Genomic DNA, 19337 nt, shown 5'->3' on the forward strand with positions numbered 1-19337 from the left:
CCCGGTGACCACCGGGCGCCCCCTCTCGTCGTACCGCCGTGCGGACACGGCCTAGGCGATGTGGTCCTCCTCCAGCTCCGTGTTGAAACGGTTCTGGAAGCGGCTCATGTAGCGCTTCAGCTCGCTGTCGGTCAGCGTCACGCCGTAGGTGGCCTCGACGTTGCCGCCGAACTCGCCCTTCGTCGGCAGCCCCTGGCCCGGCATGATCGACTGCCGGAACACCTGGTAGAGGCTCTCCTCGCGGCTCTTCTCGTCGGCGAGCGGAGACTGCTCCTCGCGGGGACCGGGGATCGGCAGCTGCTCCGGCTCCGGGGCGCCGCCCTCACCCAGCTGACGGGTACGGCCCGGGCCCGCCGGGATCGGGAAGCTGCCCGTCTCCTCGGGGCCGGGCTCGTAGCGCTGGGACTGCTGCTCCTCGTACCACTGCTCGTACTGCTCCTCGGGGACGTACGTGGGGTCGTAGCCGCCCTCGTAGACGATCTCCGTGGGAGGGGCCGCGGCGAACCACGGGCTCTCCTCGGGCTCGGGCCGGAACTCCTCCGGCCCGTACTCCGGCTCCTCGTCGTCCCGGCCGCCCCCGGGCCCCCGGTGGGGCTCCGCCTCGGGCCCGTGCTGCCGGGGCGCGGGCGCCGCGACCGCGGGCCGGCGGTCCGCGGCCGGCGCGTCCAGCTCCGGCTGGCGCGGCACCGGCGGCAGCAGCACCGGCTCGATGCCGGCTGCGGCGAGGCCCGCGGGCGCGGTCTCGGCGAGCGGGACGCCGTAGCGGGCCAGGCGCAGCGGCATCAGCGACTCGACGGGGGCCTTGCGGCGCCAGGCGCGGCCGAAGCGGGAGCGCAGGCGGGCCTGGTAGACGAGACGTTCCTGCTCCAGCTTGATGACCTGCTCGTAGGAGCGCAGCTCCCACAGCTTCATCCGGCGCCACAGCAGGAAGGTCGGCAGCGGGGAGAGCAGCCAGCGGGTGAGGCGGACGCCCTCCATGTGCTTGTCGGCGGTGATGTCCGCGATCCGGCCGATCGCGTGCCGGGCCGCCTCCACGGAGACGACGAACAGGATCGGGATGACCGCGTGCATGCCGGTGCCCAGCGGGTCCGGCCAGGCCGCGGCGCCGTTGAACGCGATCGTCGCCGCCGTCAGCAGCCACGCCGTCTGGCGCAGCAGCGGGAAGGGGATGCGGATCCACGTCAGCAGCAGGTCGAGGGCGAGCAGCACGCAGATGCCCGCGTCGATGCCGATGGGGAAGACGTAACTGAAGTTCCCGAAGCCCTTCTGAAGGGCGAGTTCACGGACGGCCGCGTACGAACCGGCGAAGCCGATGCCGGCGATGACCACCGCTCCGGCGACGACCACGCCGATGAGAATGCGGTGCATCCGTGTGAGCTGCACAGGCCCGGCCATTCCGTGATCCCCTCCCCTTGCGTGTTGTTGCGCGCAACAGGGTGGCACATGTGTACGCCGGACGGGTGAGCGGTCCGGCCGGAACCCGGCTCGCGCGGGGACCCGGCCCCTCCGACTGACCTGCCCGGGCGGCGAGTTGACCGGCGGAGCAGTGCTCCGCCGGCCGCGGCCGCCCGGCCCTCGCGGTGCGTCAGCTCTTCCTGGCGGCGGCCTTGCTCGCGGACTTGGACGGGGTCTTCGACGCCGTCTCGTCCGGGGCCTTCGACGCCGACTTCGACGGCGACTTCGACGCGGACTTCGACGGGGAGGCGCTCGCCCCGCCGCCGTCCCCGTTCGCGGCGGCCACCGCGGCCACCGCCTCCTTGGCCGCCTTCCGCGCGTCCTTCATCAGGTCACCGGCGTCCGGCGCCTTGTCACCGGCGAGACCCGCACCGTTGAAGTCGACCGTGACGACGACGTTCTCCACCCGCGCCACGACCGTCTGCTGCCTGAACGAGCCTTCCTTCTTCTTCAGCTCGTACCGCACGGCCGTCGCCTCGTCGCCCGTCCCGGACACCGGCTCGGACTTCGTGTTCTTCGCGCCGGTCACCGCCTGCGCGCCCGCGACCTGCTTCTCGTAGTAGGCGTGCGCGAGCTTGTCGCCCCCGCCCCGAGCGTCCGACTCGAAGCGCAGCATCGCCACGTTCAGCCAGCGGTACTGCGAGCCCTTGACGCCGTTGCTGTCGAGGCTGTCCCAGTAGCAGTTGCCACGGATCGACAGGTCGTCCGACTTGCCCTCGTTGCCCGACTTCTTCGCCTCGGGGACCAGGTCGCCCAGCGTCTTCTTCGACACCACCGAACACGGATCGGGCAACTTCGCGTACGCGGCCGGCTCGATCGCCTCGGCCGTTGCGCTCGGGGACGCCTTCGCGCTCTGCTCGGCGCTCTTCTTCGCGTCGTCGCCGGAGCCGGAGTCCGAGGAACAGCCGGCGGCGACGAGCATCACCGGGACGGCGGCGGCGCACACAAGGATGCGGGGAAGTCGCAGTACTCGCCGGTCTCGCGGGGCTCGCTGTACGGGTCGGTGCATGGTTCCTTCACTCATGACGCTCGTGGTGCGGACGCACATGGGGCGTGCGACCGTCCGGTCCGAGGGGCCACGGTACGCGGTGAGCGCGCGCCACGGCCTGCTTCCCGGAGTACGGCGGGACGGGCCCCGAGCCCCGCGCGGCCCGCTACGAGTTGAGCGATTCCGCGAGGTCCTCGGCCAGATTCCGGGCCCTGTCCTGCATTTCCTCGCTGTCCGGGACCACGCCGACCCGGGCCGGCTGCTCCTCGTACCGGATCGTCACGATGACGTTGGACGTGCGGAACACCACAGTCACCGTGCGCCGCCGGGCCGTCGAACCGGACGCGCTCAGCTCGTCGTCGAGGAACGCCTCGTCGCCGAGCCCGTCGAGCGTACGGGGCTGGAGGGCGGCCGGGGTCCCGCTCGCCCCGGCCGAGCCGGAGGGGCTGACGTCGTCGCCGGCGCCCGCGCCCTCGGCGGAACCCGACGGGGCGTCCTCGTCACCCGAACCGGAGTCCTCCGACGAGGAGTCATTGGAAGAGGCGCCGTCCGACGGGGAGTCCTCGGACGAGGAGCCGGACGCCTGCGCGCCGGACGGCTCGGGGAGGTCCGCCGCCTCCACCTGCGTGCCGTACACGGTGGCGGCCCTGCTGTCGTCGCTGACGCCGCCGTCGTAGGACACCACCCGCTCGAAGTCGACCAGGAGGTGGTCCGTCGCGTCCGCGGACTCCACCTTCCAGCGGCAGCCGACCTTGCGGTCCGTGTCGTACGTCAGCGTCGCCTCGCCCGCGTACGCGTTCTCGCGCTGCCGCTCGTCGGTGATCTCCTCGATCCCCGGGAGCAGCACGTCGAGGGAGTCCTGGCCGACCGCCCCGCACGGCTCCGGGAGAGTGCGGTACTTGCCGGGACGGGCCGCCGCGGCCGACGTCGTGGAGTCGCCCGGCTTCGAGTCGGGCGGCGTGTCACCGCCGTCCGAACCGCCGGTGCAGCCGGCCAGCAGTGCCGCGAGGAGCACGGCGGCGCCCGGTACGTACGCCTTCCGCTGCACGGTCAGACTCCTCTCGACGGGGCCCGCGGGTCGTTCCCGGGCGGGTGTCCTGTGGTTATTCGCTTGCCGCCCGGGGGCGGCCGCTGGGAACAATGTGTATCGCACGCAACGCCGTGGACGCCGGTCCGTTGTCCCATACGTCGATCTTGGCGCCGGTTTTGCGATTAATGACTTCTGTTGGTTTTCCGGGGGAATGAGGACGATATGTCGTACGTGGAAGTGCCGGGCGCGAAGGTTCCCATCCGTATGTGGGCCGACCCGGCGTCGGTCGAGGACGTCGCGCTGCGCCAGCTGCAGAACGTGGCGACGCTGCCGTGGATCAAGGGCCTCGCCGTCATGCCGGACGTGCACTACGGCAAGGGCGCGACGGTCGGTTCCGTCATCGCCATGCGGGACGCGGTGTGCCCGGCGGCGGTCGGGGTCGACATCGGCTGCGGGATGTCCGCGGTCCGCACCTCGCTGACCGCCAACGACCTGCCGGGCGACCTCTCCAGGCTCCGCTCGAAGATCGAGCAGGCCATTCCGGTGGGCCGGGGGATGCACGACTCCCCGGTGGAGCCCGGCGGCTTCCACGGCATGGCCACGGCCGGGTGGGACGACTTCTGGGGGCGGTTCGACGGGGTCGCCGACGCGGTGAAGTTCCGTCAGGACCGGGCTACGAAGCAGATGGGAACGCTCGGATCGGGCAACCACATGATCGAAACCTGCCTCGACGAGTCGGGCGCGGTCTGGCTGATGCTGCACTCCGGTTCGCGCAACATCGGCAAGGAGCTGGCCGAGCACCACATCGGTGTCGCCCAGAAGCTCCCGCACAACCAGGGCCTCGTCGATCGCGACCTGGCCGTGTTCGTCTCCGACACCCCGCAGATGGCCGCCTACCGGAACGACCTCTACTGGGCGCAGGAGTACGCCAAGTACAACCGCGCGCTCATGATGGCGCTTCTGAAGGACGTCATCCGCAAGGAGTTCAAGAAGGCGAAGCCGACCTTCGAGCGGGAGATCTCCTGCCACCACAACTACGTGGCGGAGGAGCGGTACGACGGTATGGACCTGCTCGTCACGCGCAAGGGCGCCATCCGCGCCGGAAGCGGGGAGTTCGGGATCATTCCCGGTTCGATGGGCACCAGCTCGTACATCGTCAAGGGCCTCGGCAACGAGAAGGCCTTCAACTCCGCCTCCCACGGGGCGGGTCGGCGCATGAGCCGCAGTGCCGCGAAGCGCCGCTTCACGACGAAGGACCTGGAGGAGCAGACGCGGGGGGTGGAGTGCCGTAAGGACTCGGGCATCGTGGACGAGATCCCGGGCGCGTACAAGCCGATCGAGCAGGTCATGGAGCAGCAGCGCGACCTCGTGGAGGTCGTGGCGAAGCTGAAGCAGTTCATCTGTGTGAAGGGCTGATGTCGCGAGGCCACGCAAACGGTGGCCTCGCACGTCAGGTCGGTGGGATGTCGGAGGGCGGGGGTGTCCTGCCGGTGCGCAGGCGCCAGAGGCGGATGGCGCAGCTCTTCTCGGTCCTGGCGAGCTGCTGCGCCGCTGCCGTGACGTCGTCACCCGACGCCAGCAGCACCCGGTCCTCGGATGCGGTCCAGCGTCGGCGGTCGGGCGCTACGCGCATGCCGACGGGGCGGGACCAGGCGCCGAGGGACGCGGCGGCCTCCCGCTTGCGGTCCAGTGCGAGACATCCCGGGTAGTACAGGTGGGCTGCCAGTTCCTGGGCCGCTTCCTTCGTGTAGACGAGGTTGTAGATGCCGTCGCGGGCGTTGCGCCTCATCGACCGTTCGGCGCCCGTGAGCTTCCTGGCGTAGAAGCACAAGTAGGCGCCGATCGCCGTGCTGGCGGTGGTCAGGGAGACGAAAGGAAGAGCCTGGCCCGTGAAGCCCACCGATCCGTCTGCGTCGATCACACCCCGGAGATAGTCACGCCGTGAGAACTCGACGCGCGGTGGCTTGATGACCGACGACTTACGGCCTTGGGGCAGACCGAGTGCGGTCAGCCGGGTCCGCGCCTCCAGCGCACACAGATGCCAGGTCACCGACGTGTGCGAAGCCGAGAAGTTCGTCGCACGCGTACGTGTGGTGATCCTGCTGCTGTAGGGAGTGAGCCGCTGGAACTCCCGGAGGATCCCGACGTCACGGGCACTGATCTCGACCGTCAGACTGCCCTTCCGCCCCGTGCCCGCGGCGAGGTGTCCGTCGGCCTGGAGGAAGCCGAACATGTAGGCGTACTCAGGGTTTCGCAGGTCCATGAATGCCGGGGTGTCGACGCCCGCGACGTCCGCCAGGGCGCGATCCGGCGTGTCGGGTTCACGCTCGTCCATGAGTGAGCCGGCCTTCCTGGCGGTTGAGCCCTCGGGCGGGACGAAAGCCCGGGCGAAGGCGGTCGGATCCGGTGTGACGAACATAGAGCGCGTGTTCTTTCACTGTCCGAGTGATCGAATCCGTTCACGCGTGTGGGTTACGGCGAGACCGTGTTCCATGTCCGTGCCGGTTCACCAAGGTGAGGGCTCGACGGGCGTGACGAGCGCCGTCCCGAGAGGACACGCAGGCTCACTCCAGAAGCGTCGCCCGGAGTGACTTCGTGACGGCGGGGTCCAGGTGCAGGGTGTGGGTGGCGTACGAACGCACCGAGCCGTAGCGGGCGTTGAGGGATGCCAGGAACAGGGTCATCACCTCGGCGGGGGCCCTGCCGTAGCCCGGCCAGGTCAGTTCCCGGCCGGGGTTGGCCGCGCGCCAGTCCGCGATCAGCCGGTCCGTCGCGTGTTCCGTGAGGGCGAAGTCCTCCACGACCGTCTCCTCCGGGACCCCCAGGAGGGACAGGACCAGCGCCGCCACCAGCCCCGTGCGGTCCTTGCCGGACGCGCAGTGGAAGACCAGCGGGGCGTCCGACTCGCCCGTCTGCGCGATGAGTTGGAGCACCTCGCGGATTTCCCGCGTGCCGTCCTCGGCGACCTCCGCGTAGCGCTCCGCGAGGTACGGGCCGGGCTCGACGGACGCCGGCAGGGACGGCTGGTGGTAGGGCCGGTGCTCGATGCTCAGGTTGTGGTACGTGAAGGACGGGTGCTCGGGGACGCGGCCCTTCGCCTCGATCTCCCACGGGTACCGCAGGTCGACGACCGTGCGGATGCCCAGGGCGAGGAAGCGGTCCCGGTCCGCGCGGGCCACCTCTCCGTCACCGGCCAGCTTGCCGAGCGAGTCCGCCCGGAACAGGAGGCCCTGGCGTACCGTCCTGCCGTCGGCGGTGGTGTACCCGCCCAGGTCGCGGAAGTTGTGCAGCCGGGCGAAGGGTAGGTTTCTGTTCACAACGCGCCAGCGTAGAGCGGTACTTGGCCGCGCCGCGCGGCAATTGCGGGCGCGACCGGCCTACTTGGCGTGCATCACCGCGTAGATCATCACGAACGCGACGATGTGGATGCCGAAGAGGAAGTACGCGAGGTACCACCAGACGTAGCGCTCGTTCCTCGTCTCCTCGGCCAGGCGCCGCCGCTCGGAGCCGGACGACGCCGTCGGCTCCGGGGCGGGTGACGCCCCCGGTTCCCGGGTGGGTGACGCCCCTCGTTCCAGGGCGGGCGGTGTCCCCGGGGCCGGGTCGGGCGGTGCTCCTGAGCTTTGGGCGGGCGGTGCTTGCGGGGCCCGGGCGGGCGGGGTCCCCGGGGCGGGGGCGTGTGGTGCGCCCGGTCCCGGGGTCTGCCGCGGCTCGTCCGGCATCAGGCTTCCCGGTGGACCTTCGTGTTCGACGCCTGGGCCCGGGGGCGGACGACGAGCAGGTCGATGTTCACGTGGCTGGGCCGGGTCACCGCCCAGGTGATGGTCTCCGCCACGTCGTCCGCGGTCAGCGGCTCGGCCACGCCCGCGTACACCTTCGCCGCCTTCTCCGCGTCCCCGCCGAACCGCGTCAGCGCGAACTCGTCCGTCTTCACCATGCCGGGCGCCACCTCGATCACGCGGACCGGCGTGCCGACGATCTCCAGGCGGAGGGTCTCGGCGAGCACGTGCTCCGCGTGCTTGGCCGCGACGTAGCCGCCGCCGCCCTCGTACGTGCCGTGGCCGGCCGTCGAGGAGAGCACCACGACCGTGCCGTCGCCGCTCGCGGTGAGCGCCGGCAGCAGAGCCTGGGTGACGTTCAGGGTGCCGATCACGTTCGTCTCGTACATCCGGCGCCAGTCCGCGGGGTCGCTGTTGGCCACCGGGTCCGCGCCGAGGGCGCCGCCCGCGTTGTTGACGAGCACGCCGATCGTCTTGAACGCCGACGCGAAGTCGTCGACCGCGGCCCGGTCCGTGATGTCCAGCGCGTACGCCGTCGCCTGGCCGCCGGCCGCGCCGATCTCCTCCGCCAGCGCCTCGATGCGGTCCTTGCGGCGGGCGGTCAGCACGACGCGGTGGCCCGCCGCGGCGAGCTGCCGTGCCGTGGCGGCGCCGATGCCGCTGCTCGCACCGGTGACGACGGCGATACGGGATGCGGCGGCGGGGGTCATACGGCTGCTCCTCGGTGCGGTGCGGTGCGGGGCTTGGGCGGTGCGGGGCTTGGGCGGTGTGGGTGTGTGCGGTGGTCCGTTGGTGTCGTGAGGTCTGGCGCCCAGGATAGGTGGGGGGTGTGGGCGGGCGGCGGGGGCGGGGTCGGTTGCCGCCTTGGGGGCCGCCACGGGCTCACCTGATGGGCGGCGTCTCGTTCGGGGGTCCGGGTGGGATGTATGCGGGGGTGCCGAGGTGAGGCGCGCGGGCGAGGTGAGGAGAGTCGGATGCGCGAGGTGTGCGCGGTGGTGCTGGCGTTGGGGGCGCTGTCGGTGGTCGGGGGTTCGGGTGGGCCCGCGATTGCGGCTGCGGCTGCGGCTGCGGCTGCGGGTACGGCTACGGCTGCGGTGGGGGGCGGGGCCGCGGCCGGCGGGGTGCCGGAGGCCGACCTGGCCTATCACGGGTACGTGGCGATGGCGGGCGGGCACGTCGACGTGCGGATGACTCCGCGGAACCACGGGCCGGCGGACGTCGAGGACGCGACGGTGCGGTTGCGGTGGTCGGTGCCGTTGACGGACCGGCAGGTGCTGCCGGAGGGGTGTGCGCGGGCCGGGGTCCGGGCGGTGATGTGCCGGACGGGGGCGCTGGCGGCGGACGGGGTGGGGGAGGAGATCCGGTTGGGGGTGCTGCTGAAGGGTGCGCCGACCGAGGTGACGATGGTGATCGACACGGTGTGGAGCGGGGGAGCGGTGGACCGCAACCACCAGAACGACCGCCAACAGGTGCTGGCGTTGGACACGGGGGACTCCTACGTCTTCTGAGGGTCCGGGTGCGGGGCGATGCGGTGGGCGCCGGGGGCGTTGTCCGGTGCGGTGTCCTGCGGTGGGCGTCGGGCGCTTTCGGTCCGGTGGGTGGGTCGGGGCCGTGCCGGTACATCCGGCCGTCGGTAGTTGTTGTCGGCGTCCGTCACCAGCGTTCCTCGGTTGCTTATGTCACGTAGCCGACGGCCATGTGATGTACCGGCACGGCCCCTTCCGTCGGATCGCGGCCGCGGGTGGTGGGTGGTTGCGGCGCGGGGGCTCGGTCGGCCCCCGGTGCCGGGGCGGCTGCCGGTTGTTGGTGGTGGGGCGTGGGGTCGGGGTCTTGGGGGCGGGCATAGCATGTGCGTCTCGTGGGAGGTGGGTGCGATGGTCGGGGACGGGCGGGAGCGGCTGATGGCGGAGCTGTCGGTCGAGTCGCGGCGCTACATGGCCTCGTACGCCCTGTTCAACCAGGCCGTCGCCGACCACCTGAAGCTGCACCCCACGGACCTTCAGTGCCTCAACCTGCTCAGCCTGGAGGAGGCCCCCGTCACGACGGGCCGGATCGCGGAGCTGACGGGGCTGACCACCGGTTCGGCGACCCGGCTCGTGGACCGGCTGGAGCGGGCCGGCTACGTCGTACGGGAGCGGGACGCCGTCGACCGGCGGCGCGTCCTCGTGGCGACCGTGCCCGAGAGGATCGCGGAGTTCGGGCGGATGTGGGACCGGCTGGGCGCGGGCTGGTACACCCTCTTCGAGGGGCTGGACGACACCGAACTGGCGCTGCTCATCGGCCACATGCGCCGTACCGTCGATTTCACGGGCACGCAGATCGCCCGCCTCAGGGACGGCGCGCTCGACGGGCCGTAGGAGCGCTCAGTGCCGCTGCTCCGGCGCGTTGCGCGGCAGCAGCCGTACGAGGGGGCAGCAGGCGAGCGTGACGGCGGCGACCACGGCGAGGCTGACCACGGTGGCGTGTGCGCGGGTGCCGTCCGCGCCGAAGTAGACGGCGGTGACGGCCGCCGCCCCGGCCGCGTTGGCGAGCTGCTGGACGGCGCCGAGCGAACCGCCCGCGCTGCCCGCCTCCTCGGGGGCGACGTCACCGATCGCGACGTCGTACACCGTGCCGAAGCAGGTGCCCATGCCGAGCCCCACGACGAGCAGCGGCGGGACGAGCGCCCAGCCGGCGGTGTCCGTGCCGCGGGCGGCGACGAGCGCGAGCAGCCAGGACGTCCCGGCCAGGGTGATCAGCAGCCCGGCGAGGACGAGCCGGCGTCCGAACCTGCCGATCAGGCGGTAGCAGGCGATGGACGCGACGACGATGCCCGCGGACAGCGGCAGCAGACCGAGGGCGGCGCCCGTGGGGGAGCGGCCGAGGCCCTGTTGCAGGAAGAGGGAGACGACGTAGAGGAGCCCCGCGACGGCGGCGAAGAAGACGGCGCCGACGACGAGGCCGGAGGTGAAGCCGCGGTTGCGCAGCAGCGTGGGCCGGATCAGCGGGTCGGCGGCGGTGCGCTGGCGGTGGCAGAACGCGGCGAAGAGGATGGTTCCGGCGAGGAGGAGCAGTACGGGGCCGAGCGTCCAGCCCTCGGCCGAGCCCTCGATGAGACCGCCGAGGAGGCCGAGCATCGCCCCGCCGAGGAGGGCGGAGCCCGGTCCGTCGACGGTCACCGTGCGGTCCCCGGTGTCACGGGGCAGCAGGCGGACGGCGGCCACGAGGGCGGCGCCGCCCAGCAGCAGGTTGATGAGGAACATCGGCCGCCAGCCGAGCCCGGCGAGGTCGGCGTCGACGAGGAACCCGGCGAGGACCGGGCCGCCGACCGCGGAGAGTCCCATGACCGGTCCGAAGAGGCTGAACGCCTTGCCGATCTGGTCGCGCGGCCAGACGGCGCCGAGGATTCCGAAGCCCTGCGGGATGACGAGCGCGCCGAAGGCGCCCTGGGCGAGACGGGCGGCCACGAGCATCCCGGGGCCGGTCGCGAGGCCGCAGGCGACCGAGGCGGCGGTGAATCCGGCGAGTCCGGTGAGGAAGAGGCGGCGGCGCCCGTACGCGTCGCCGAGCCGTCCGCCGAGGACGAGCAGGACGCCGAGCGCGAGGGCGTAGGAGGCGCCGAGCCACTGGACGAGGGCCGGGCCGCCGCCGAGGTCCCGGGCGATGGACGGGGCGGCGACGGTGGTGATCGTGGCGTCGAGCAGGTCGAGGACGTCGGCGGCCAGGACGACGGCGAGGATCGCCCAGCGGATGCGGGCGGGAGGGTGCGGATCTTTAGCTGTGTCTCGCAATATCTGTGTCACGCAGATAAATGTGAGGCATGGGGGTTGGTGGCGTCAACTGGATTCGGCGCGTGGGGCGTAGGGCGGGTGCGGGGTGTGTGGGGCGGTGGGCGTCAACCGCTCTTAGGGCAGGGCGGGGCAGGGCCGAGCGGGGGGAGACGGGGGCTGGGCAGGGCAGGGCGAGGCGAGACGGGGGCTGGGCAGAGGTGCTCGGGTGTCGGCCGGGTCGCCGGGGGACTCCGCCGTGCGTCACCGCGTCGGCAGGCTCCGTCGCGCCTGCCGCGTCGGCCCGCTCGCCGGTCGGCTCCGCCGGGTGTGTGCCGGTCGGTCCGGCCGACGGCCGGGCTGCTCCCGCGTCCGCCGGCTCGCCGGGGAACTCCGCCGTGCGTCACCGCGTCGGCCCGCTCGCCGGTCGGCTCCGCCGGACGTACGCCGGTCGGCTCCGCCGGGTGTGTGTCGGTCGGTCCGGCCTGCGTCGGTCGGTCCGGCCGACGGGTTCGTCCGTCAGCTCCGCCGGGCGTACGCCGTCGGTGGGACCCCCACCGTCGCCGTGAAGTCCCTGACCAGGTGGGCCTGGTCGGCGTAGCCGAGGTCGGCCGCCAGCGCGGCCCAGTCGACCTCCCGTGCGGCCTCCGCGTGCTCCAGGGCCTCGTGGATGCGGTAGCGGAGGATGATCCACTTCGGGCCGACGCCGACGTGGGTGGAGAACAGGCGTTGCAGGGCGCGGACGGACAGGCCCTCCGTGCGGGCCAGGTCCGCGACCCGGCGAAGCGAGCGGTCCCGCCGGACGCGGTCGACCAGGGCCATGGCGAGGTCCGCCCGGGGGTCGGGCCGCGGGCCCGCGCTGAGGAGGAACGTGTCGAGCGCGGCCACCCGTGCCCGCTCGTCCTCCGGGCCGAGTACCGCCTCGGCGGCGCCCTCCGCCGTGGGGAACACCTCGTCCAGCGGGAGCCGCCGGCCCGTCAGCGAGGTCAGGGACCGGGCGGGCGCGAAGGGGCGGAAGCCGCCGGGCCTGAACTGGATCCCGCAGACCCTCCCGCGCCCCTCCAGCTTCTGCGTGAACAGGCCGAGCCCGATGCCGGAGACCTCGCCGAAGGGCTCCCGGCCGGCGAAGTGCTGGAAGACGACGTTGACCGAGGGGTGCGGCACGACGTGCGAGGCGTACGGCTCGGGGAGGTCCCAGTCGATCAGCCAGTAGTGCTCCAGGTAGGGGCGCAGCGGCTCGGCGGGTTCGTGGCGGCGGAAGCGGACGCGGGCCAGCAGCTCCGTCGCGTCGACGATGCCGCGGGTGTCACGGCGTGGGGCGGCCATGGCGCGATCGTAGGGCGCGGCACCGACAGCGGGCGGGGCCGGCGCCGCGGGCGTGGAATAGGTGCGGGGGCCTCGTCGTTTGCCGGTATAGTTGAATAATAAACAACCTGTGGAGGGTGAGCGACCATGCAGTTCGGGATCTTCAGCGTCGGCGACGTCACACCGGACCCCACGACCGGCCGGACGCCGAGCGAGCACGAGCGCATCAAGGCCATGGTCGCCATCGCGCAGAAGGCCGAGGAGGTCGGCCTGGACGTCTTCGCGACCGGTGAGCACCACAACCCGCCGTTCGTGCCCTCGTCGCCGACCACGATGCTCGGCTACATCGCCGCGCGCACCGAGAAGCTGGTGCTGTCCACCTCCACCACGCTGATCACCACGAACGACCCGGTGAAGATCGCCGAGGACTTCGCGATGCTCCAGCACCTCGCGGACGGGCGGATGGACCTCATGATGGGGCGCGGCAACACCGGCCCGGTCTACCCCTGGTTCGGGCAGGACATCCGCCAGGGCATCAACCTGGCGGTCGAGAACTACGCGCTGCTGCACCGCCTGTGGCGCGAGGACGTGGTGACCTGGGAGGGCAAGTTCCGCACGCCGCTCCAGTCGTTCACCGCGACCCCGCGCCCGCTGGACGGCCTCCCGCCGTTCGTCTGGCACGGCTCGATCCGCTCCCCGGAGATCGCCGAGCAGGCCGCGTACTACGGCGACGGCTTCTTCCACAACAACATCTTCTGGCCGGCCGACCACACCAGGCGGATGGTCGAGCTCTACCGCGAGCGGTACGCGCACTACGGGCACGGCACGCCGGAACAGGCGATCGTCGGGCTCGGCGGCCAGGTGTTCATGCGGCACAACTCGCAGGACGCGGTACGGGAGTTCCGGCCGTACTTCGACAACGCGCCGGTGTACGGGCACGGGCCGTCCCTGGAGGACTTCACCGACCAGACGCCGCTGACCGTCGGCTCGCCGCAGCAGGTGATCGAGAAGACGCTGGCCTTCCGCGAGTACGCGGGCGACTACCAGCGCCAGCTGTTCCTGATGGACCACGCCGGGCTGCCGCTCAAGACGGTCCTGGAGCAGCTCGACCTGCTCGGCGAGGAGGTCGTCCCCGTGCTCCGCGAGGAGTTCGCCAAGGGCCGCCCGGCCGGGGTGCCGGACGCGCCGACCCACGCCGCGCGTCTCGCCGCGGCCCGCGCCCAGGAGGAGGTGCCGAGCGCATGAAGCTCGTCGTCGTCTCGGCGGGACTGAGCGTCCCGTCGTCCACGCGGCTGCTGGCCGACCGGCTGGCCGCCGCGACCGCCGGGCGGACCTCGGCCGAGGTCCGGTTCGTCGAACTGCGGGACCTGGCCGTGGAGATCGCCCACAACTTCACCAACGGCTTCCCCGGGCGGGAGCTGGGCGCCGCCATCGAGGCGGTGAGCGCGGCGGACGGACTGATCGTCGTCACGCCCGTCTTCTCGGCCTCCTACAGCGGACTGTTCAAGTCGTTCTTCGACGTGCTGAGCGTCGGCGACCCGGAGGCGCTCGCCGGGAAGCCGGTCCTCGTCGCGGCGACCGGCGGCACGGCCCGGCACTCGCTGGTGCTGGACCACGCCCTGCGCCCGCTCTTCACGTATCTGCGGGCCGTGGTCGTCCCCACCGGGGTCTACGCCGCCTCCGAGGACTGGGGCGCCGAAGGACTGGCCGGGCGGATCGACCGGGCGGCGGGCGAACTGGCGGGGCTCATGGGTGCGACCGGCGGGCGCCAGGACGCCGTGCCGGAGCCCGCCGGGCAGGCGGACGCGGTGCCGGCGACCAGGAGCGCGGCGGGGGCCGGGAGCGCGGCGCCGACCGCGACAGGGGCCGCGACCGTGATCCCGTTCGAGGAGCGGCTCGCCGCGCTGCGCACCCGGTAGCGGGGAGCCCGGGGCGCATCCCGTGGCGGGTGCGCCCCGGGCTCCGGGGGCGGCCGTCTCAGGTCTCCCCGGTTGTGGGCCGGATTCCCGCGCGGCCCGGCCGTCCCGGGTGTTCGGTCCAGGGGGCGCGCATCCGGCGTCCGGCCGAGCGGAACCGGCGCCGGGCCGCGCCCGCGATCCGGGCGCGGCCGCGGTCCCAGGCCCGCCGGTGCCGGGTGGCGCGCAGTCCGGCGAAGAGGAGTTCGTAGCGCGCGACGATCCCGGCGGCGTCGTAGCGGCGGGCGCTGCTCAGCGCCGCCCGCCCCATCGCGCGGCGCCGCGGCGCGTCCGCGACCAGGTCCAGCATGGCGTCGGCGAGCGCGCGGGCGTCGCCGACGGGCACGAGCAGCCCGTCCACGCCGTGCGTGACGATCTCGGCGGGACCGAGCGGGCAGTCGGTGCTGATCACCGGCACCCCGCACCGCATCGCCTCGGCCAGCGTCATCCCGAACGACTCCGCGTCCGAGGCGCTGACCACCAGCGACGCCCGGGCGAACTCCGCCTCGACGGGCGTCACGGGCCCCATCAGCCGGGCCCGCCCGGTCAGCCCCAGTCCGTCGATCAGGCGGCGCAAGTGCTCCCGTTCGGCCCCGCCGCCGTAGATCCGCAGCTGCCACTCGGGCTCCTCGGCGGCGACCGCCGAGAACGCCTCCAGGAGCAGGTCGAACCGCTTCCCCGTGACGAGCCGGCCGGCCGACGCGATGACCTTCGCCGAGCCGTCCGACGGCGCCACCCCCGTGTCCGGCACGATGTTCGGCACGGCTTCCACCCGCACCCCGGGCAGCGCCATCCGCGTCCGGTACACCTCCGCGTCCGCCGCGGTCACCGTCACCAGCGCGTCCAGCCTCCGGTAGTGGCGGGCGAGCACGGCGCGCAGCCGCTTGCCGTGGGCGTCGTGGCGCAGGTGCTCCTGGCCGATGCGCAGGACCCGGCGCGGGGCGAAGCGGGCGACGTACACGTTGAGGCCGGGGCGGGTGCCGACGACCACGTCCGCGTCGCCGCGCGCGAGCAGGTCGCGGACCCGCAGGTCGTGCAGGCGCGTGTACTGGGGGTGGCGCCGGTCCTCCGCCGGGAAGTCCTCGGCCGGCCGGGCGAACGCCGGGTCGCGGCGGTCCGCGCTGCCCTCGCGGGTGTCGACCAGCGGTACGAGCGTGATCCGCGGGTCGACGCCGAAGCGCGGGGTGTCCCGGTGGCGGAACAGGGAGACGACCTCCACGTCGTGCCGGCCGGCCAGCGCCGACGCGAGGTTCAGCGTCGTGCGGACCGTGCCCCCGATGGCGTACGCGTTGTGCAGCAGGAACACGATCCGCAGCCGCCGCCCCTCGCCCCGCGTACGCCCCTCGCCCGTCCCCGTCCTGTCGCCCATGCGCTGTCCTTCCCTGCGCGGCACCCGTACGGCCGCCCGACCCTCACCGGCCGCCCACAGTGGTCCGGCGAGGTAAGCCACCGGACCGGCCGGGGTGAGAGGCCGGTAAGAACAGCGCCCGCCGGGCTCACGGCGGGTGGTGGGCGGGCGCGGCCTTGGCAGACTGGGCGGGTGCCCCACACCGTGCTGCTCGCCGAGGACGACCGCGCCATCCGCCATGCCCTGGAACGCGCGCTGACGCTGGAGGGCTACGAGGTGACGGCGGTCGCCGACGGCGTGGCCGCCCTGGCGCAGGCCCACCGCGGGGCCCCGGACGTGCTGGTCCTGGACGTGATGATGCCCGGCATCGACGGCCTCCAGGTGTGCCGCGTGCTGCGCGCCGAGGGCGACCGCACGCCGGTCCTCATGCTCACGGCGCTGGTCGAGACGGCGGACCGCATCGCGGGCCTGGACGCGGGCGCCGACGACTACGTGGTCAAGCCCTTCGACGTCGAGGAGGTCTTCGCCCGGCTCCGTGCCCTGCTGCGCCGCACCGGCTCCGGGGCCCCTTACGGGTCCGGGGCGGGCGCGGCGTCCGGTGCCGCCGGTGACGCACCGGCGGGGCCCAGGGGGCAGGTGGCGGCGGCCGGGCTGCGGATCGACGCGCAGGCGCGCCGCGCCTGGCGCGGGGACCGCGAGCTGGAGCTGACCCGCACCGAGTTCGAGCTCCTCGAACTCCTTGTGCGCAACGCGGGCATCGTCCTGGACCACGCCACCATCTACGACCGCATCTGGGGCTACGACTTCGGTCCCGGCTCTAAGAACCTCGCCGTGTACGTGGGCTACCTGCGGCGCAAGCTCGACGAGCCGGGGTCGCCGGCGCCGATCCACACGGTCCGGGGCGTGGGATACGTCCTGAGGGAGGACTGAGTGGCGGGCGGCGCCCCGCGGCGGCCCCGGGGGCGGCCGTTCTCGTCGCTGCGCGCGACCTTCACGGTGTCCTTCGCGGCCGTGGCCGCCGTCGTCACCGTCCTGGTCGGGTTCCTCAGCTACGACGCCGCCGCCCGGCTGGTCCGGGTGGACGAGCAGACCGTGTTCACGCAGGTCGTCCGGAACCTGCGCGAGCAGGTGCGGCAGGGCCGGCTGACGGTGGCGGACTTCGCGACCTCCGACCCCGACCACGACGGCCCGCGCGACGACCTCGTCCGGGCCGGCCGCACGGACGTGCAGGTGCTGGGCCCCGGCGGCACGGTCGCCGACCGGGGCAGCCCGCCGCTGCCCGTGGGCCCCGGCGACCGGCTGGCCGCCGACGCGAGCGCCGCCGGCACCCTGCGGGAGGACCGGGAGGTGGAGGTCGCCGACGACCGCTACCGGCTGGCCACCGTCGCGCTGGGCGGCGGGCGCGGCGCGGTGCAGGTCGCCCAGGAGTTCAGCGACACGGAGGACCTGCTGCGCGAGCTCCAGCAGCGGACCGTGCTGCTGGTGTCGGCGGTGGTGGTCGCGGCCGGGGTGTTCGGCTGGTGGCTGGCCCGGCGGCTCACCCGGCGGCTGGTGCGGCTCGCGGGGGCCGCCGAGGACGTGGCGCGCACCGGGCGGCTCGGCATCCAGGTGCCGGTCGCCGGTCACGACGAGGTGGCCAGGCTCGGGCGGTCCTTCGACCGCATGCTGGGCCGGCTCGCCCGCTCCGAGGAGGACCAGCGCCGCCTGGTCCAGGACGCGGGCCACGAACTGCGTACGCCGCTGACCTCGCTGCGTACGAACATCTCCATGCTCCGCCGTATCGACGAGCTGCCGCCCGGCGCCCGCGAGGAACTGGTCGCCGACCTGGCCCTGGAGTCACGCGAGCTGACCGACCTGGTCAACGAACTGGTGGAGCTGGCGGCGGGCCAGTCCGACACCGAGCCGGTACGGGCCCTGGACCTCGCGGAGACCGCCGAGGACGTGGCGGTCCTCGCCCGCCGGCGCACGGGCCGCGACGTCACCGTCCGCGCGAGCGGTGACACCCGGGTCGCCGGGCGGCCCTCCGCGCTCCAGCGGGCGCTGTCGAACCTGGTCGAGAACGCGGCGAAGTTCGATCCGGACGGCGAGGGGACGGTCGAGATCGTGGTGGAAGGGCGCCCGGCGGAGGCGGGCGGCGGTCCGGGGGACGGGGCGGGGGACTCCGGTGCCCCGCACGGCACGGTGCGGGTGGAGGTGCGGGACCGGGGGCCGGGGATCGCCGACGGCGACCTGACCCGGGTCTTCGACCGCTTCTACCGCGCCGCCGACGCCCGCAGCCGTCCGGGTTCCGGGCTGGGGCTGTCCATCGTGCGGGAGGTCGCGGCGTCCCACGGCGGTGCGCCCTTCGCCTTCCCGCGGGACGGGGGCGGGGCGGTGATCGGGTTCACGGTGGACGCCGGTGGCCCCGAGGACGACGGCCGCGGCTGAATCGCCCGCGCCGGCCGGCGGCCCCGGGGTCAGCGTGCGCTGTGCGGCGAGTCGGCCGCGGCGCGGCGGTACTCGGCGTTGATGCGCTGTGCCTCCTCGAGCTGGTCCTCGAGGATGACGATGCGGCAGGCGGCCTCGATGGGCGTGCCCTGGTCGACCAGTTCGCGGGCGCGGGCGGCGATCCGCAGCTGGTAGCGCGAGTACCGGCGGTGGCCGCCCTCGGAGCGCAGCGGCGTGATCAGACGGGCCTCCCCGATGGCACGCAGGAAGCCGGGCGTCGTGCCGAGCATCTCGGCGGCCCGTCCCATGGTGTACGCGGGATAGTCGTCGTCGTCCAGACGATTGCTGAGCGGGTTATCTGCTGTCATCTCACCTCGTAGTACAACGCCTCGAGGGGCCCTGGTGCCGTACGGCACCAGGGCCCCGAAGGAAATTCAACACCATCTGCCGGCCCTATTGGAGTGCCGACCTTCTGTTTCCGCCGTCCGGCCCGGGAGAGGGGCGGAGCTGCGGGGATCGCGGATGCGTGACCGGGGACCACCTTCCGTTCCGGGGTCTTGCGGTACCCGGGCCGCATCCCTCTCGGGCCCGGGCGATCCTGATGGCGTCAGCTCCTCCGTCCGTCCGCTGGATCGTTCACGTGCTGAAAACTGGTACTGCCACCCGCCAGTTCGTGTCTGCCGGGTCCTGCTCGACTGTGACTACGCAAGAAATCGTAGCCACGCAGCCCGGCAATGTCTACTCCGGCCAGAGTAGATTTTGAAGAGCTCTCGGCCACGGTTTTTTGTCGCGTGCACGTTCTGCGCGGTCCAGGGTGGGGCGCGGCCGGGCCGCTGCATAGAATCCGCACTCATGTCGAACCCTGACGAACTGCTCATCGGCATCGCCGCCATGGTGGAGGCCGAGAAAAGCACGCAGATGTCCCTGACCGTGGTCGCCGGCGGCACGGTCATCACCGGCCGACTGGCTCCCGAGGACGTGTGGCGACAGCGGGTCGCCGAGGTGCTGGTGGACTCGGCCCAGCTGGGCCCCTTCTCCGGCATCTTCACGGGAAGCGAGGAGCGGGGCCGCCCCGGCGACGGCGGGGCGCCCACCCATCTGCACTTCCATGTCGCCCGCATCCTCCAGGGCAGCATGGGGATCCCCGAGACGGGGGGGATGTACCGCGTCGCGATCCAGGACGTCACCGCCTGGACCGTGGGTGACTTCAGCTACTCCGACCACTGAGGCCGAACACGGCGAAGAGGGCCCTGCCGGCGCGCGGCGGCAGGGCCCTCTTCGCTGTCGTGGTGGCGGAGTACACC

Annotated in this window: 19 protein-coding genes; 8 read left to right on the forward strand and 11 right to left on the reverse strand. The window is 73.0% G+C overall.

Annotated elements, in window-relative coordinates:
* Nucleotides 1–51: 51 nt before the first annotated feature.
* From ACWGIS_RS35215 to ACWGIS_RS35225, 3 genes are all read right to left on the reverse strand, one after another.
* Nucleotides 52–1395, reverse strand: a complete 1344-nt coding sequence (locus tag ACWGIS_RS35215) for a DUF2637 domain-containing protein (protein WP_453366582.1) — start codon at nt 1393–1395, stop codon at nt 52–54.
* Nucleotides 1396–1585: 190 nt separating this feature from the next.
* Nucleotides 1586–2464 carry a DUF3558 domain-containing protein gene (locus ACWGIS_RS35220; RefSeq protein WP_453366583.1) on the reverse strand — a complete coding sequence of 293 codons (879 nt, stop codon included), beginning with the start codon at nt 2462–2464 and terminating at the stop codon, nt 1586–1588.
* A 145-nt stretch (nt 2465–2609) separates the two neighbouring features.
* Nucleotides 2610–3491, reverse strand: a complete 882-nt coding sequence (locus ACWGIS_RS35225) for a DUF3558 domain-containing protein (RefSeq protein ID WP_453366584.1) — start codon at nt 3489–3491, stop codon at nt 2610–2612.
* Nucleotides 3492–3695: 204 nt separating this feature from the next.
* Here ACWGIS_RS35225 and ACWGIS_RS35230 point away from each other — a divergent pair, with 204 nt between their 5' ends.
* Entirely contained in the window at nt 3696–4889 is a 1194-nt protein-coding gene (locus ACWGIS_RS35230; RefSeq protein ID WP_453366585.1) for an RtcB family protein, read from the forward strand.
* Nucleotides 4890–4923: 34 nt separating this feature from the next.
* Here ACWGIS_RS35230 and ACWGIS_RS35235 read toward each other — a convergent pair whose 3' ends face one another.
* From ACWGIS_RS35235 to ACWGIS_RS35250, 4 genes are all read right to left on the reverse strand, one after another.
* Nucleotides 4924–5808 carry a hypothetical protein gene (locus ACWGIS_RS35235; RefSeq protein ID WP_453366586.1) on the reverse strand — a complete coding sequence of 295 codons (885 nt, stop codon included), beginning with the start codon at nt 5806–5808 and terminating at the stop codon, nt 4924–4926.
* A gap of 229 nt (nt 5809–6037) precedes the next feature.
* Complete coding sequence (locus ACWGIS_RS35240; RefSeq protein WP_453366587.1) at nt 6038–6790, reverse strand: tyrosine-protein phosphatase; 753 nt, start codon at nt 6788–6790, stop codon at nt 6038–6040.
* A 60-nt stretch (nt 6791–6850) separates the two neighbouring features.
* Nucleotides 6851–7195, reverse strand: a complete 345-nt coding sequence (locus ACWGIS_RS35245) for a hypothetical protein (RefSeq protein ID WP_453366588.1) — start codon at nt 7193–7195, stop codon at nt 6851–6853.
* Nucleotides 7195–7962, reverse strand: coding sequence for an SDR family NAD(P)-dependent oxidoreductase (locus ACWGIS_RS35250; RefSeq protein WP_453366589.1), 768 nt, complete (start codon nt 7960–7962; stop codon nt 7195–7197). Before ACWGIS_RS35250 ends, ACWGIS_RS35245 begins: the two co-directional genes overlap by 1 nt.
* A gap of 384 nt (nt 7963–8346) precedes the next feature.
* On the opposite strand from ACWGIS_RS35250, the gene ACWGIS_RS35255 reads away from it, so the two are divergent.
* Together ACWGIS_RS35255 and ACWGIS_RS35260 are read left to right on the forward strand one after the other, a co-directional pair.
* The gene (locus ACWGIS_RS35255; protein WP_453366590.1) at nt 8347–8760 is read left to right on the forward strand and encodes a hypothetical protein; all 414 of its coding nucleotides are present in this window, start codon (nt 8347–8349) and stop codon (nt 8758–8760) included.
* A gap of 366 nt (nt 8761–9126) precedes the next feature.
* Nucleotides 9127–9609 carry a MarR family winged helix-turn-helix transcriptional regulator gene (locus ACWGIS_RS35260; RefSeq protein WP_453366591.1) on the forward strand — a complete coding sequence of 161 codons (483 nt, stop codon included), beginning with the start codon at nt 9127–9129 and terminating at the stop codon, nt 9607–9609.
* Nucleotides 9610–9615: 6 nt separating this feature from the next.
* On the opposite strand, the gene ACWGIS_RS35265 is transcribed toward ACWGIS_RS35260, so the two are convergent.
* Together ACWGIS_RS35265 and ACWGIS_RS35270 are read right to left on the reverse strand one after the other, a co-directional pair.
* Nucleotides 9616–11034: an MFS transporter gene (locus tag ACWGIS_RS35265; RefSeq protein WP_453366592.1), complete on the reverse strand. Its 1419-nt coding sequence runs from the start codon at nt 11032–11034 to the stop codon at nt 9616–9618.
* A gap of 483 nt (nt 11035–11517) precedes the next feature.
* The gene (locus ACWGIS_RS35270; RefSeq protein ID WP_453366593.1) at nt 11518–12324 is read right to left on the reverse strand and encodes an AraC family transcriptional regulator; all 807 of its coding nucleotides are present in this window, start codon (nt 12322–12324) and stop codon (nt 11518–11520) included.
* Nucleotides 12325–12450: 126 nt separating this feature from the next.
* On the opposite strand from ACWGIS_RS35270, the gene ACWGIS_RS35275 reads away from it, so the two are divergent.
* Nucleotides 12451–13548: an LLM class flavin-dependent oxidoreductase gene (locus tag ACWGIS_RS35275; protein WP_453366594.1), complete on the forward strand. Its 1098-nt coding sequence runs from the start codon at nt 12451–12453 to the stop codon at nt 13546–13548.
* On the forward strand, nt 13545–14222 hold the full coding sequence (locus ACWGIS_RS35280) for an FMN reductase (protein ID WP_453366595.1): 678 nt from the start codon (nt 13545–13547) through the stop codon (nt 14220–14222). Before ACWGIS_RS35275 ends, ACWGIS_RS35280 begins: the two co-directional genes overlap by 4 nt.
* Before the next feature lie 58 nt (nt 14223–14280).
* Here the strand turns inward: ACWGIS_RS35280 and ACWGIS_RS35285 are convergent, their stop codons facing one another.
* The gene (locus tag ACWGIS_RS35285) at nt 14281–15573 is read right to left on the reverse strand and encodes a glycosyltransferase family 4 protein (protein ID WP_453366600.1); all 1293 of its coding nucleotides are present in this window, start codon (nt 15571–15573) and stop codon (nt 14281–14283) included.
* Nucleotides 15574–15798: 225 nt separating this feature from the next.
* On the opposite strand from ACWGIS_RS35285, the gene ACWGIS_RS35290 reads away from it, so the two are divergent.
* Together ACWGIS_RS35290 and ACWGIS_RS35295 are read left to right on the forward strand one after the other, a co-directional pair.
* Nucleotides 15799–16536, forward strand: a complete 738-nt coding sequence (locus ACWGIS_RS35290; RefSeq protein ID WP_453366596.1) for a response regulator transcription factor — start codon at nt 15799–15801, stop codon at nt 16534–16536.
* The gene (locus ACWGIS_RS35295; RefSeq protein ID WP_453366597.1) at nt 16537–18033 is read left to right on the forward strand and encodes a HAMP domain-containing sensor histidine kinase; all 1497 of its coding nucleotides are present in this window, start codon (nt 16537–16539) and stop codon (nt 18031–18033) included.
* A gap of 29 nt (nt 18034–18062) precedes the next feature.
* On the opposite strand, the gene ACWGIS_RS35300 is transcribed toward ACWGIS_RS35295, so the two are convergent.
* Complete coding sequence (locus tag ACWGIS_RS35300) at nt 18063–18401, reverse strand: helix-turn-helix domain-containing protein (RefSeq protein WP_453366598.1); 339 nt, start codon at nt 18399–18401, stop codon at nt 18063–18065.
* 484 nt (nt 18402–18885) lie between these two features.
* Between ACWGIS_RS35300 and ACWGIS_RS35305 the strand changes: the two genes are divergently transcribed.
* Entirely contained in the window at nt 18886–19260 is a 375-nt protein-coding gene (locus ACWGIS_RS35305; RefSeq protein ID WP_453366599.1) for a hypothetical protein, read from the forward strand.
* Nucleotides 19261–19337: the final 77 nt, after the last annotated feature.

The sequence above is a fragment of the Streptomyces sp. NPDC054842 genome (genome assembly GCF_053611025.1).